General features: G+C 54.0%; 8 protein-coding genes. 6 read left to right on the top strand and 2 right to left on the bottom strand.

Annotated features, from left to right (window positions below):
• Positions 1-120: 120 nt before the first annotated feature.
• Positions 121-1,446 (bottom strand): GHKL domain-containing protein, encoded by a 1,326-nt coding sequence (locus ACTO17_RS18475; RefSeq protein WP_482558972.1) that lies wholly within the window; start codon positions 1,444-1,446, stop codon positions 121-123.
• Between the two features lie 2 nt (positions 1,447-1,448).
• Positions 1,449-2,183: a LytR/AlgR family response regulator transcription factor gene (locus ACTO17_RS18470; protein ID WP_004056627.1), complete on the bottom strand. Its 735-nt coding sequence runs from the start codon at positions 2,181-2,183 to the stop codon at positions 1,449-1,451.
• A 220-nt stretch (positions 2,184-2,403) separates the two neighbouring features.
• Between ACTO17_RS18470 and ACTO17_RS18465 the strand changes: the two genes are divergently transcribed.
• The 6 genes from ACTO17_RS18465 to ACTO17_RS18440 all read left to right on the top strand — a co-directional run bounded on the left by ACTO17_RS18465 (position 2,404) and on the right by ACTO17_RS18440 (position 14,175).
• Positions 2,404-2,802, top strand: a complete 399-nt coding sequence (locus tag ACTO17_RS18465) for a hypothetical protein (protein WP_482558971.1) — start codon at positions 2,404-2,406, stop codon at positions 2,800-2,802.
• A 104-nt stretch (positions 2,803-2,906) separates the two neighbouring features.
• Positions 2,907-9,803, top strand: coding sequence for an S-layer homology domain-containing protein (locus tag ACTO17_RS18460; RefSeq protein WP_482558970.1), 6,897 nt, complete (start codon positions 2,907-2,909; stop codon positions 9,801-9,803).
• A 474-nt stretch (positions 9,804-10,277) separates the two neighbouring features.
• Positions 10,278-10,748 (top strand): hypothetical protein, encoded by a 471-nt coding sequence (locus ACTO17_RS18455; protein WP_004070809.1) that lies wholly within the window; start codon positions 10,278-10,280, stop codon positions 10,746-10,748.
• A gap of 539 nt (positions 10,749-11,287) precedes the next feature.
• Positions 11,288-11,518 carry a MerR family transcriptional regulator gene (locus ACTO17_RS18450; protein ID WP_120420548.1) on the top strand — a complete coding sequence of 77 codons (231 nt, stop codon included), beginning with the start codon at positions 11,288-11,290 and terminating at the stop codon, positions 11,516-11,518.
• An 84-nt stretch (positions 11,519-11,602) separates the two neighbouring features.
• A complete protein-coding gene (locus tag ACTO17_RS18445; RefSeq protein ID WP_121707845.1) occupies positions 11,603-12,817 on the top strand; it encodes a tyrosine-type recombinase/integrase in 1,215 nt (404 codons plus the stop codon).
• 146 nt (positions 12,818-12,963) lie between these two features.
• On the top strand, positions 12,964-14,175 hold the full coding sequence (locus tag ACTO17_RS18440) for a tyrosine-type recombinase/integrase (RefSeq protein WP_121707844.1): 1,212 nt from the start codon (positions 12,964-12,966) through the stop codon (positions 14,173-14,175).
• Positions 14,176-14,470: the final 295 nt, after the last annotated feature.

Here is a 14,470-nt window from a genome sequence, read left to right as displayed (position 1 = left end):
GGGGCTTGGGGAATCCCCAACAAGCAGCGCCAGGAGCCGGATGGCTATCCTGGGGCATTGCTTGCCACGTTGTCCCGCACTCTGGGACAACCCACGCACTTCGGAGGCTTGGGGTATCTGTCAAGGCTTGTTTTGAGCAGATAACATGACCGAAACATAAAACATCCCGTCTTTCCATTCAAAGCGGGTATCGCCGCTGTAACGCTCCACAGTCACCCGTACCGATTCCGTCCCAACGCCAAAGCCATCGTGACTGGAGGAAAGGAACCGCCCGTCATCGGACTTTGGCGGCTGGTCGCTGGTATTGTCCAGCGTCAGATAAAGGGCCTGCTTTCCCTGCTGGCGGATATGCAGGCGAATGATGCGGGGCGCTTTGGAACCGGCGCAGGCATCAATGGCGTTTTCCAGCAGGTTCCCCAAAAGGGCGCAGAACTCCGGCTGTGGGATGATGGTTTCTTCCTCCATCTGGACAGAAACCTCCATATCTGTCTGCTGCCTCACCGCCTGCTCCCCATAGTAATGCAGTACGGCATCCACCGCATAATTTTTGCAGAACCGGCGGACTGCATCCGGCGGCAGGCTTTCCCCATAGGCTTTCACATACTCCGCAACCCTGTCTATATCACCGCTCTCCACACAGCCCTGCAATGCCTTGAAATGCTGGCGCAGATCATGGCGGGCGCGCCGGGTGTCCTCAATGCTCTTTTGCAGGATGCGGTACTGGGCGGCCTGCATCTGCAAAAAACGGTTCTCCTGCGTCAGACGCATATTCTTTGTCAGCCCCCTTGCCATCCAGTAAAACAGCGCGTAACAAAACAGCAGCAGCGCCAGAAGCGCCAGCATCAGAACCGGATAAAACATCATAACTCGGTTTGTGTAAAGAGTGGAATATTCCTGGGGCCGCATGACAATGTTCAGGCTCAGGAACACCACCGGAAGAATCCAGAATACATACCATGTCCCTGGCATTTCAATTTCATCCAGAAGCCATCTTGCGGCATGGGTGGCCGGATACCACATAAGCCCCAGCAGCGTCCAGCAAAACAGGGCATAGGCCGCTGCCCCGCCCAGAGAAAAAACCACAGGGCCGCTTTTGGGCGAAAGCAGGGCGTCCGCCAGGACTGCCAGATTTCTCAAAGTGGAAAACGTCCCGCAGACCGCCAGAAATACGCTGACGGTTTTCCAGTAAGACAGCGTGATTGTCCGGCAGTAAAACAGGGCAGACAGCGCCAGCGAGGGAACCAGCCAGAGGTTCGTATCCCACCGGAATCTGTAACAGGCAGCGCCGCCCGCAACAGCCCACAGCAACAGAGCGGGGATTCCCCACAAAGCGATCCGTCTGCCCTTTCCATTCAGGTGTCCTTTCATGGGCAGATAACACAAAACAGCGCCGGGGATTATAACCGAAAGCTCCAGCATAGGGCGGAGAACGGTATCATTTCCCATCTCTAATGCCCTCCTCTCATCCGGGCATAAGTAAAAGCGAGAAACTGTTCCCGCACCTCCCGGTATTTTAACCGGCTGATTGGAACCGCTGTCCCGTTTTTCAAAAGAAAACGGTCAGCCAGCAGCTCCTCCACCTGCTCGAAATTGACCAGGACGCCCCGCGTACAGTCACAGAAATAGGGATAGTCCAGCAGCAAAGCCGCAAAATCCGCCTGCCGCATGGGGACGGTTATCTTTTCCCCGCTGGTGATATGGACTTCCACACAGCGTCCGCAGTATTCCGTATGGGTAATCTGGTGAAGCAGGAGCGGCTGCTGTCCTGCCGCGCCCGGAACCATCACACACTGGTTCTGTTCCAGAAGCTTTGCCCCGCACCGGGTCAGGGCCTGTGCCAGCTTTTCATAGGAATAGGGCTTGACCAGGTAAAATGCCGCCGCCACATCATAGCTGTCCACAGCAAATTCCCTGGTGGTTGTCGTAAAGATTAGCTGGCAGGCATCGTCCTGCTCCCGGATTTTTTTCGCCGCTTCCATGCCGGTCATGCCGGACATATAAATATCCAGAAAAATCACATCAAAGGTATCCGGGGCAAAGCCTGCAAGCAGGGCTTCGCCGCTTTCAAAAACTGCCGGGGCCGGAACCAGGACAATCCCCTGCTCCCGCGCCCAGCGGCAGATAAATTCCCGCAGTTTCCCAGCGTCTGCGGAAAGGTCGTCTGCAATGGCAATTCGCATCATTTTCGCCTCCTAACACAAAAGACTTCGTTTGTCAAGACCCATTATACCATATTTTCAGCGTCCTGACCTACATCTCATGCAGATTTTTGACATCTCATGCAGAGCCTATTGACAAGAACGGGAAAAACGCTATGCTAAATATATAACCGATTCCTTAAAAGGGTCGGTTTTTTTGATGCCATTTTTTCATTTTTATATACTGCGGAAAGGAGGAGCCGGATTGAGGATCGCACTTTATAATGAAAACCCCGGAGAACTGAAAGCACTGTCAGGGCAGCTTGACCGGTGCGCCAGGGAATACCTGCGTTTTGCGGAGATCGTCCCCTATGCCAGACAGGAGGATTTTTGCAACATGGTGCGGGACGGGCCAGATTTTGACCTGTTTGTGGTGGCGCAGGACGGCACGTTCAGCCTGGAGGTGGTGGAACTGCTGCGGGAGGAACGGCCAAAGGCGCGGATTTTCTGGTTTTCTGACCTGGACTTCGCCCTGCGCGCCTACCGGTACAACGCGGACTGGTTTGGGCGAAAGCCGGTTGCCCTGCCCGCCTTGCAGAAAGCCTTTGGGCAGCTTCTGCGCCGCAGAGGGCAGCTTATGACGCAAAACACAAACGCTTTGTGAGCCGCCCGTCCCAAAACCCAAAAGCGCCTGCCCAGGGCGCGGGGTTCATCCAGGCACAGGGAATTGTGAACCATACATTTTTCAAAATATCAGGAGGGCATTTTATGAGAAACAAGTTAAGGAGGCCGCTGGCGTTCCTGCTGTCTGCGGTGATGATCGTCACCATGTCAGGAACTCCGGTTCATGCGGTGGCAGACAGAGGACAGCCGGAAACCGGGCTGTGCGAACACCACACCGCGCATACGGACGATTGCGGCTACAAGGAAGAAACGCCGGGAACGCCATGCGGCCACGAACACACAGAGGACTGCTACACCGAAGTGACCGAGTGCGTCCACGAGCATACGCCGGAATGTTACCCAGAGGAAACAGAGGACAGCGTATCGGACAACGAGGCTACCCCGGCAAATGCAGAGGAACGGGAGCCGGAAAACTGCCCCCATATCTGCGATGGGGAAAGCGGCTGTATTACGGAAAAATTGGACTGCCGGCATGAGCATGACAGCGAGTGCGGCTACACCGAAAGTACGCCGGGAACACCATGCACCTATGTGTGTGAAATCTGCAATCCGCAGGACAGCGGCGAAGCCGACGAGGAACCGGAAACAGGAATCATCAAACAAGAGCAATGCTCTTGTTTGACCCTCTGTACAGAGGGTCAAATCAATCCTGACTGCCCGGTCTGCGGCGCAGAGGATGCCGGCCTGTCGGACTGCAAAGGGAAAGCTGAAAAAGAAGATACAAAACAGCCGGAAGATACCGGCATCTGCAAGCATCATCAGGAACATGACGATGCCTGCGGCTACCAGCCGGAATCGGAGGACAGTGAAGGAAGTCCGTGTACTTATGAGTGCCGTATCTGCCCCATCGAGGACTTGATCGCCGCCCTGCCGGAGCAGGTGACGGAGGATAACGCGGACGATGTGCGCGGGCAGCTTGACCATATCCTCGACCTTTACCGGGAGCTGAACGAGGACGAACAGGAGGAGATCAACCTCTCCCGCATCTATGCGCTGCAAGAGGCGCTGGACGCGGCCAACGACCCCGATCCAATAGCGGAATCTGTCAATTATCAGGAAGCGTCCTGGAACGGCGGGGTTACATACACAACCAAAACCGCCGATAGCTGCACCCCTGTGACAGACAGCATGACGGCATGGGACGCGGGCTGGTATGTGGTCAACAGCACCGTCACCATTTCCGAACCCATCACTGTCACCGGGGCGGTGAACCTGATCCTGGCGGACGGCTGTACCCTGGACGCGCAAAAGGGCATTGTGGTGACCACCGACAACAGTTTGACCATCTACGCCCAGTCGGGCGGCACAGGGACGCTGAACGCCACAGGTGTGTTTTTCCGTAATGGAGCCACTTATGAGAGTAACGCCAGCGCGGGCATCGGCGGCTCTGGAACTGCCCCTGACAGCGGCGCGATCACCATTCACGGCGGCGTGATCAACGCAACCGGCGGTGGTCAGTCCGGCTACTGTAGCAGTGCGGGTATCGGCGGCGGCACCCCCAGCTCTGGAAATGGCGGCAGCAGCGGTGCGGTCATTATTTTGGGCGGCACGGTCACCGCCAACAGCGGCGAAGGGTTCGTCGCTGGCGCAGGGATAGGCGGCGGTGGTAGCCAACAAGGTGCCGGTGGGACTGGCGACAACATCACCATCTATGGCGGCAGCGTCACAGCGGCGTCCACTGGCACACAATATGGCGGCGCGGGCATCGGCGGCGGTGGCGGGAAGAACGGAGGCACCGGCAGCAATATCCAAATTTATGGCGGCACGATAAAAGCCACTGGCAGCTCCTTTGGTGCAGGGATTGGCGGCGGTGGCAGCACTTCCAGTCCGAACTCCAGCTATAAATCCGGCGATGGCGCCGTCACCATCAGCGGCGGCACAGTGACCGCCGTTGGAGGCGACTATGCCGCAGGCATTGGCGGCGGCGGTGGGTACTATTACAGCACCCAGTACACCAGTGGCGGATGTACCGGCGGCACCGGCAGCGTCACCATTTCCGGCGGCATTGTGGACGCTTCCAGTCCCACAGAGGTCGCTTGGGAAGGTTATGAGGGCGCTCCCATCGGCAACGGCGGGAACACAACCGCAGCGGCGACCGTCAACAAAACCACCGGCATCGTGTTTGAGAACGGCGCAGGCACTGTCTGCGGCGATGTGACCCTTGACGGGAGCTATACTGTCCCTGGGGGCTATACGCTGAACATCCCCCTTGGGGCCAGCCTCTCCGGGAGCGGCACATTAAGCGGCGGCAATGCGTTCACCACCGAAAATCTGACGGCGGATATGATCTCTGTCCCGGAGGACTGGCACTATACCGGGGAGGACAGGACGGCGGATATTGCAACCAAGCTGTCCGGCGAGCTGGGCAAAGGCGTTACGATTTGCGGGCAGACCTTTACGGTCGGTGGCTGGACATTGGCGGTTGCAAAGACAGACGATCTGCACTATACCGCTACTTATACAAACAATAACGATAATACAAATACATTCACAAAAACCATCACGCTCCAGAAGTCCGGCACAGACTTATCTGAGGGCAAGGTGCAGACCTACAAAGGCGAAACCCCAACCAAAGACTTCACCGCCGGCGACACCATCACCGTCAAGGCCACGCCCACCGCTACCGGGAAGGCCCCGGACAACTCCGCCATGTTCGCGGCCAGTCTCACTGCGCCCGCCGCTGGCCAAATGGCGGTGTTTGTGAATGACACCCAGGTGTCCGAGCCTGTGGACGCAGTGGACGGCAGCTACACCATGGAGGTCAGCGCCGCCGATGTGCTGCTTGCCGCGGGAGGCCCGGGCACGGGAATCACCCTCACCGCGAAATTCGTTGAGAATAACAATATGGCGGACGCGGCAGGGACGGTAAATGTCAATATTTCCGCCGTTGCGAAGGTGGAGAAGTACGGCTCTACCACCTATGTGGGCAATTTGGAGGATGCGTTCAAAACGGAAAACGATGGCGCGACCATTACGCTGCTGAAGGATGTGACGCGAACACCAGTACTCGACATCCAAATCACCTGCAACCTGGACCTGGGTGGGCATACCATCACCTGCACTGGTAGAACAGCTATCAGCATTTTGAGTAACGCAAATGTGACCATTCAGGGTGCGGGCGAGGTTGTTTCTGCAAGCGGCACCGCTCTTGATGTGGGGGGAAATGCCACGCTGAAAGGTGGAACCTTTACCGGTGTGGGATCGCAATATGCTGATGTAAATGTCAATGATGAGAGAGGATCTCTATCCGTCACCGAAAATGTGACCATACAGAACACAGGCGGCGGTTATGGATTGGCCGTCAGCAATGCACAGTCTGTTCAACTCTCAGGTGGAAAATACTCCGGGACGGCGGGGGCAATTGTCATAGTGAGCCAATCCTCCTCTCTCACCCTCGGCGGCCTGCTGGCCCACAGCGGCGACACCCGGTACGCCTATTTTGACGAAAGCGGCACAACCCCCTTTACGGGTGTGCTGGGCAATAAGTCGCTGGCCGGCACAGTGACGGTGAAGAAGTGCAACCATACCGGCGAGGGCGTCTGTGAGTACACGCCGAATGAAGGCGCGGAAACCCACGACATGACCTGTCTGGCCTGCGGGTATGCGGGAGCTGCGGAGGACTGTCAGTACACCTATACGCCCGACAGCGGCGGGGAGCATCACATCACTGCTTGTCAGTTCTGCGGCAGGACCAAAACAGAGGCGCATACCTACGGCTCGTGGACGCCGGAACATAATGAGAACGCTGTTACCATCCGGCGCAGCTGTGAAAACTGCGGCTATACGAAAACGGATGGTACGATCACAACGCCGGCCCACGGCCAAACTATGCAATATGGAAAGCCGATCACGCTAACCTGTTCCTCCACCCTGCCGGGGGCAACTTTTAGCTGGTCCAATGGAAGCACTGCCGAGGGGACGGGAGCCAGCTTTACCCTGCCGGAGACGCTGGCAGTTGGGAGTTACTCGTATGACGTTACCGTGAAATGGCCTGGCTCGGAAAGCAATATCTATACTAAAATGGTCATCTTCGAGGTCACTCCCGCCCCGCTGACCGCCACCGGAGCAACGGCGGAGGGCAGGGCTTATGACGGGACCAATTCGGTGCAGATCACCGGCGTGACGCTGGACGGAATCTTGAACGGCGATGACGTATCCGTTGATACCACCGGCCTGACCGGAACCCTGAACGGCTCCAACGCGGGAACCTATACCAACCTCACCCTGCCCGCAATGACCCTCACCGGCGCGGACGCGGAGAATTACACTGTGACCCGGCCCGCAGGAGCGGTCCCGGCCAGCGTGACCATCCGCAAAGCTGCGCCCCTCACCCCCAAGACCGGCGATCTGGCGGTTGCCAATAAGCAGGAGCATACTTACACCTACGGCCTGGGCGCTCTGCGGCCCGATGTGCCGGAGGGCATAAGCCTGGGCAGCACCGCCGTCACCTACGAGCTTGGTCCGGTCAATCTGGGCAGCTACTACGACAGCGGCGCAAAGATTGACGGCCAGACCCTCACCCTGCCCATTAAGGCGGTGGAGAGCGACAGCGAAACTAAAATCGGAACCATCACCGTTACCATCCATACCCAAAACTTCGAGGATATGACCGCCACCATCAACGTGCGGAGCGTCAACAAGCAGTCCGTGGACATTTCCGGCGTGACACTGACCGGGCGTACCTATAATGGCAGTCCCATTGAATACCAGCAGACCGCCACCGCCTCTGTGGACGGCAAGACGGTAAACGTAAATGGCTTTGTCTACACCTGGGATACCCCGAACCATGCGGCCCCGGTCAATGCCGGGAACTACACCCTCACCGTTTCCGTGGACCCGGAGGATCGGAACTACACTGGCAGCACAACGATTCCCGTTGTGATTGAACAGGCGGAAATCAGAGTTACCGCCCCAAGCAAAACGATTTATGTGGGGGAAACTGCCCCCGTATTCTCTGCGGCAGACTGTAACATCACGGGCCTTGTTCAAGGTGAAAACCTGAAAACCCCGCCAACCGTAGCCTATGCCGAAGCCCCGGATACCTCCAAAACCGGCTCTGTGACGGTCACGGCCAGCGGAGCGGAAGTCCCGGAGGGCGGTAATTACAAAGACAGAATCGTCTATGAGAACGGAACCCTGACAATTACCAGTAAACCCCTGCCGCCTGCTAAATACACCGTAACAGTGCAGGCCGGTAAAGGTGGCACAGCTTCCGCTTCCCCATCATCAGCGGAGAAAGGAACAAAAATCACCCTGAACGCCACACCGGACGGCGGCTATCACTTCAAGGAATGGCAAGTCATTTCCGGCGGCGTGACAATCAGTAATAACAGCTTTACCATGCCCGCCGCAAATGTGACTGTCAAAGCGGTATTTGAAAGGAACAGCAACGGCGGCGGAAACTCTGGCGGTTCAGGTGGCGGGGGAGGTTCCTCATCCGGCGGCGGTTCTTCCAGCGGTGACAATGGTTCGTCCGGCGGCGGCTCCACGATTGTAGCGCGTCCCGACGAAACCAAGCCGGACACTCCTACCATCAGCCAGACCAAACCGGCAACACCGGATAAAAACGGGAATGTGGCGGTGGATAACGGCACTGTCCAGTCTGCCATCAACACGGCAAAGAACGACGCCAAAAAGAACGGCAATACCGCTAACGGCGTGGCGGTTGTCATTCCTGTCACGCCAAAAGAAGGACAGAACTCTTTTAACGTAACTATTAACGCCCAAACCCTGAACACCCTCGTCCGCGAAAAGGTGAAGCGGCTGGAAATCAACATTGAGGGCGTGGTTGTTGGAGGAATGGACACAAAACTGCTGAAATGGCTGGATACCCTGTCGGCAAACGGGGACGTTATTTTCCGGGTGAAACAGACAGACCCGTCCGGTTTATCCAAAGAAGCCAAAGCTGCCATCGGCACAAGGCCGGTCTATGACCTGTCGCTGGTGTATCTCTCCGGCGGGAAAGAAACGCCGATTACCGATTTTGACGGCCACACCATCGCTGTCCGTCTGCCTTATGCTCCGGCAAAGGACGAAAAGACCGGAAATCTCTATGCGGTCTATGTAGATGGCAAGGGCAAGGTGGAATGGCTGACAAAATCCAGCTATGACCCTGACCTGGGTACGGTTGTTTTTGAAACCGGGCATTTCAGCATCTACGGCATCGGCTACAAGAACCCTGTCCCGGTCTTTACAGACATTAAGAACCACTGGGCTGAGGATAACATCATCTTCGTAGCCAGCCGGGGGCTGCTCGCTGGTACTGGTAACAACCAATTCAGCCCCGACACCGGCATGACGCGGGGAATGTTCGTCACCGCCCTGGGGCGGCTGGCGGACATCGACCCGAACAGCTACAAAACCGGGAAATTTACCGATGTGAAAGCAGACACCTACTATGCCCCTTATGTGAACTGGGCGGCAGAAAAAGGCATTGTAAACGGCACCTCCGCCACCACCTTTTCCCCGGACACCAATATCACCAGGGAACAGATGGCGGTCATTATGGCAAATTACGCGAAAAAGCTGGGCTATGACCTGCCGGCTGCCCATGAAGCTGTGACCTTTGCGGACAACGCGCAGATCAGCGGCTGGGCGGCAAAGGAAGTCAAAGCCATGCAGCAGGCGGGCATCATGGCGGGAAAAGGCGGCAACCGCTTTGACCCGAAAGGAACCGCCACCCGCGCCGAGGTCGCTACCGTCCTGCGGCGGTTTGTGGAGATTGTCATTGACCCGCAGACCGCCCAGGGCTGGATGCAGAACCACAGCGGCTCCTGGCAGTACATGAAAAACGGGAAACCTGCCACCGGCTGGCTGCAAGACGATAAAAAATGGTACTGGCTGGATAATAACGGCTGGATGTTTACTGGCGGCTGGAAACAGATTGACGGTAAATGGTACTATTTCCATTCGGACGGTTCCATGGCGGTCAATACCACCATTGACGGTTACGCCATCGGCTCGGACGGGGCCAGAAAATAGGACGGGAAAGGAGCGGCATCAGCCTTGGAGATTCCTGAAGCGATACAACCGAATACCGTTGTGAGGTAATTAGGTGCCGCAATCCCGGCTGACCCAATCCTTCTTTGTCGCATAGCGGTTAATTTTATGGAGGCCGTCTATGCGTAAACGTCCCTTTTGCTCTATCTCTGCCCTTATGGGGCAGAGGCTTGAATAACAGAATAACCGATACGTTCAGGGCGCAGATGATGCAACAATCATCTGCGCCCTGTTTTTGTCTGCCCTTTTTCGGCAAAAAGAAGGGATATTCTGGCAAAAAAGACAAAAAGCGCACTGTATGGGGAAAAAGAAACGACAAACCTCCCCCTGCCCCGCGCTTTTTCTACATAGCCCGACAATTTCATAGGTTCCATTGTTTGTGGGGACCCGGCTGCCGGTCCCCGCCTCCATTCGATTCACCCGTCAACCACGCCTGAATCGAAATGGAGGAAAACTATGGGCTTTCACTATGGATATGAGAAAAGGAAGTTTGATGCAGAATGGACCCGGCTGGAACAGGAATACCGCGCAGCCGGTATGGACGATAGGCAGATCGCGGCGATGAAGGAATATGACTGGACCTGGTTTTGCAGCCAGCGGACCTATCAGAACCGCGTACAGGCCCTTCCCAGCGAACAGTGTGAGGACGAGAGCGAGCAGTCCTGCCTGTTCCGAAAATTTGAATCCCTGTCCTGCACCTGGGACACCGGCGATGTGGATTCCCGGCGGTTTGGCTGGCTGTCCTCCCTGGAGGATGAACTGCTGTACCGGCGGCTCTGCAAATTGCCGGAGGACGATCTGGAACTGCTGACCCTGCTCATTGTGGACGGATACCGGCAGGCCGATGTCGCAAGGCTGTGGAACTGTTCCCGGAATGTCATCTATAAACGTTTGAAAAAAATCAAAATATTTTTGAATCAAGGGTGACAAACGGCTTTTCCCAATGCCTACACATTGAAGGGACAAGTCCTCTTGCCCCTCATTGCAGCTTGACAACTGAATATACGGCATAACAGGTACATAACCCGTATCGAAGCGGAAAAGGCGCGCCGCCAGGACGGTTGCTTGCAGGAGGTGATGACAGACAGGCAATCCGAGCGATCTACGTCCAGCCTTAAACCCGGAGATGGCGTTCCGGGCGCGATGATGGTGCGGGGGCTTAAAGATACTTCCTCACGGCCCGCCAAAGACTTGGGGGGAACCCTGCGGCGCACGAGTAAAACGGCGCTGCGGAGTTATGACAGCTCTGCCGGGAGCGGCCTGTTATGTCCCCATCGTCAGGGGGCGTGGCAAATGTGACGAGAAGCAGAGATATATAAATTAGAAAGTGATTCTTCGGCTTTTTTGCTGTGATAGCTTTCTATTTCAAGATCAGATACCATGCGCTGGTAGTTTCGTCTGCCAGCGTATTCATGTGATTTTGAAAGCACAATGACAAACTTGACAGATTGGAGGGAATATGCTTCATGGAAAAACTTATTACACGAAAAGAAGCTGCAAAAATTTTGGGGATCAGTATTGCCACGCTGGATGCCGCACGTAATAACGGTCTGATTGCCTATGTTCAGTATGTGCAGAATGGTTGCGTATACTTCACTGATGCGGGCCTTCAGGAGTATATCGCAAAATGTACCCATCGTGCGAAGCCGGTGGAAAAAGGGACAACGTACCGCAAACCACGAAGTGCCAGAGCATGACTCATTCCGTATCCTTGCTGGAACCCTGTATATCTGGTAAAACAAAGATACAGCGCTGGAGATTATTTTTAGGAGGTGACGGAATTGGCAAGAAGAAAAGTTGTAATTCCGGAATATGGCACTGTCATGAAAAGAGGTGTCCTGTATTACAGAACCAGGATAAGAGATGCGAATGGAAAGCTCATCGCTCTTTATGCAAGAACGCCTGAAGAACTGTACGATAGAGAAATAGAGGCATTGGAGCAGATTGACAATGCCACTTTTCATCGGAAATCGCCCACTGTTGCTGAATATTGCGAAAAATGGCTGCTGATGCAGTCGGTTCATATTCGTGCCACCACACTGACTGATTATACATCTAAGGTGCGGCGGCATATCATCAAAGAGCTGGGGCAAAAACGGATGGCAGATGTAACATTGGATGACATTCAGCTGGCACTTGTTCCTGTTTCAAAAAAATCGGCTTCGGTTTACAAGTCGGTGGTGATTCTTTATAAGTCCATTTTCCGGGCAGCGAAAGAGAGCCATGTGATTGACGAAAATCCGACTATGTATTTGGATGCAAAGGGCGGGGGTGTTCCTCAAGCGGAACGGCAGGCATTGACAGATGAACAAGCAGAACGCCTTTTAGATGCTATTCGGGGTTTACCGCCTTATGTGTTTGTTATGCTCGGCTTGTATGCTGGATTGCGGCGGGAAGAAATCCTTGCGTTACAATGGGATTCTGTATATCTGGATACGGACACCCCATATCTGACGGTAAGGCGGGCATGGCACACAGAGCATAACAGGCCGGTTATTCTCACCGAGTTAAAGACAAAAGCGGCGGAGAGAAACATTCCCCTCCCCATTTGTCTGGCAGAGTGCTTAAGAGCAGCAAAGGCAACTTCCACTTCGGACTATGTGGTTGCCAATCGAGATGGTGAACCACTGTCTTATACGCAGTTCAAGCGGCTTTGGCAGTATATTGTTACCAGAACGGTTAAGGAACGCTGCTATTACCGGTATGAAGATGGAAAGCGCGTAAAGCATACGGTTACACCGGTCCTCGGAGAAAAAGCAGCCCATAATGGCAAAGTTGTTTACAGCCTGGATTTTGAAGTTACACCGCACCAGCTGCGTCATACTTATATCACAAATCTGATTCATTCATCGGTGGACCCCAAAACGGTCCAATACCTGGCAGGCCATGAAAACAGTAAAATCACTATGGACATTTACGCCAAGGTCAAATACAACAGGCCAGATCAACTTGTGAGAGCTATGGGCGGTGCATTTGCCCAATGGGATGCTGTATAAGATAAAACAGAAAACACAGAAAGAGCGAGGCAAGGATGTCTCGCTCTTTGCTTTACGCTGGCCGTATCTTTGATTAAATTGGGACTTTCTGATAAAAAGGGAGTGTAGGTACATAGGCCGCACATTTCAGGAAAGGAAGGTCCAAAATGGCTAAAAAGAAAACTGAGATTCCAAAGTACGGAACCATCATGTTAAAAGGAATCCAATATTACAGAACCCGGATTATGGATGCAGATGGCAAGCAGGTGAGTTTGTATGCTGCCACTTGCGAAGAACTATATGAGAAACAATTAGAAGCGCGGCGGCAGGTGGAGGAGATTGTCTTTCATCGGCAGCATCCAACAGTAGCTGAGTATTGCGAGAAGTGGCTGCTGATGCAGTCTGCCAAAGTGACCGCTGCTACATTGAGAGGTTATACCGCTGATATGAAGAACTATATCATCAAGCCCCTGGGGGAGATGTATATGGAGGAAGTCACAGCGGATGATATTCGGCTGGCGCTTGTACCGCTGTCGAAAAAATCAGAGGGATTATACAGTAAGGTGAATATGCTCCTCAAATGCGTTTTTTACTCGGCAGAGCGCAGCCGAATACTTCAATGCAACCCTTGTGTGGGCATATCGGGAAAGGGTGGCAAGGCCGCGAAAAAGAAAGAGGCATTGACAGATCAGCAGGTAGAGGTGCTTTTGGATACGGTCAAAGGACTTCCTCCCCACTTATTTATTGTGCTTGGATTGTATTCCGGTCTACGTCGGGAAGAAATCCTTGCATTGCAATGGGACTGTGTATTCCTGGACGAACCTACTCCCTACATATCTGTAAGGCGAGCATGGCGCACAGAACATAACCGACCGGTGATTTCCACCACATTAAAAACGAAAGCAGCCCGGAGGGACATACCAATTCCCAAGTGCTTGGTAGATTGCCTGCGGGAAGTCAAAGAAACCTCTGTTTCGGAATATGTGATTTGCGACAGCAACGGGGAGGCGTTATCCGCTTCACAGTTTCAAAGGGTATGGCAGTATGTGGTGGTCCGCTCTACTCAGGCGCGTAACTATTATAAATATGTAAATGGGCAGAGCATCAAGTACACCGTCACACCGTCACTGGGGATGACGCAGAAAAATAATCCCAAGATTCAGTATACACTGGATTTCCATGTGACACCACATTTGCTGCGTCACACCTATATCACCAACCTGCTGTATTCCGGGGTTGACCCTAAGACTGTCCAGTACCTTGCAGGGCATGAAAACAGCAAAACAACTATGGACATCTACGCAAAGGTGAAGTATAATAAGCCAGAGGAGTTGTTTGGCGTGGTAAATGGTGCTTTTCGTCAGGCCACGGATGATTGAAAAATTGCTATTTTTCGTGGTCCCCACATAGGATAACTGAATAATGAAAAGTCGGGAAAGCCCGTAAAATCAAGGAAAAACGGCGCTAAGAGAATTTCAGTACGGCCTCAAGGCGGCTCGTCGCGCTCCGCAGTTCTCCAAGAGATAATTCCAAGAAGAATAATGAAATTAGTGAAACCCTTGAAAGTCCAGTATTTTCACAATGTCATTAACTTAAGGAATCTTTTACATTTTGAATGGTAAAAGGTTCCTTTTTTCGGTGTTTATACTGTATAATGAAAATAGCTAACTGATG

The sequence above is a fragment of the Petralouisia sp. genome, assembly GCF_056822245.1.
The sequence above is the reverse complement of the archived record's forward strand: the minus strand, read 5'-3'. Positions and strand labels throughout refer to the sequence as shown.

Excerpts from the sequence above, each read along its gene's own strand:
- ACTO17_RS18475 (WP_482558972.1), bottom strand. The coding sequence starts at position 1,446 with ATGGGAAATGATACCGTTCTCCGCCCTATGCTGGAGCTTTCGGTTATA.
- ACTO17_RS18470 (WP_004056627.1), bottom strand. The coding sequence starts at position 2,183 with ATGATGCGAATTGCCATTGCAGACGACCTTTCCGCAGACGCTGGGAAA.
- ACTO17_RS18460 (WP_482558970.1), top strand. The coding sequence starts at position 2,907 with ATGAGAAACAAGTTAAGGAGGCCGCTGGCGTTCCTGCTGTCTGCGGTG.
- ACTO17_RS18455 (WP_004070809.1), top strand. The coding sequence starts at position 10,278 with ATGGGCTTTCACTATGGATATGAGAAAAGGAAGTTTGATGCAGAATGG.
- ACTO17_RS18450 (WP_120420548.1), top strand. The coding sequence starts at position 11,288 with ATGGAAAAACTTATTACACGAAAAGAAGCTGCAAAAATTTTGGGGATC.
- ACTO17_RS18440 (WP_121707844.1), top strand. The coding sequence starts at position 12,964 with ATGGCTAAAAAGAAAACTGAGATTCCAAAGTACGGAACCATCATGTTA.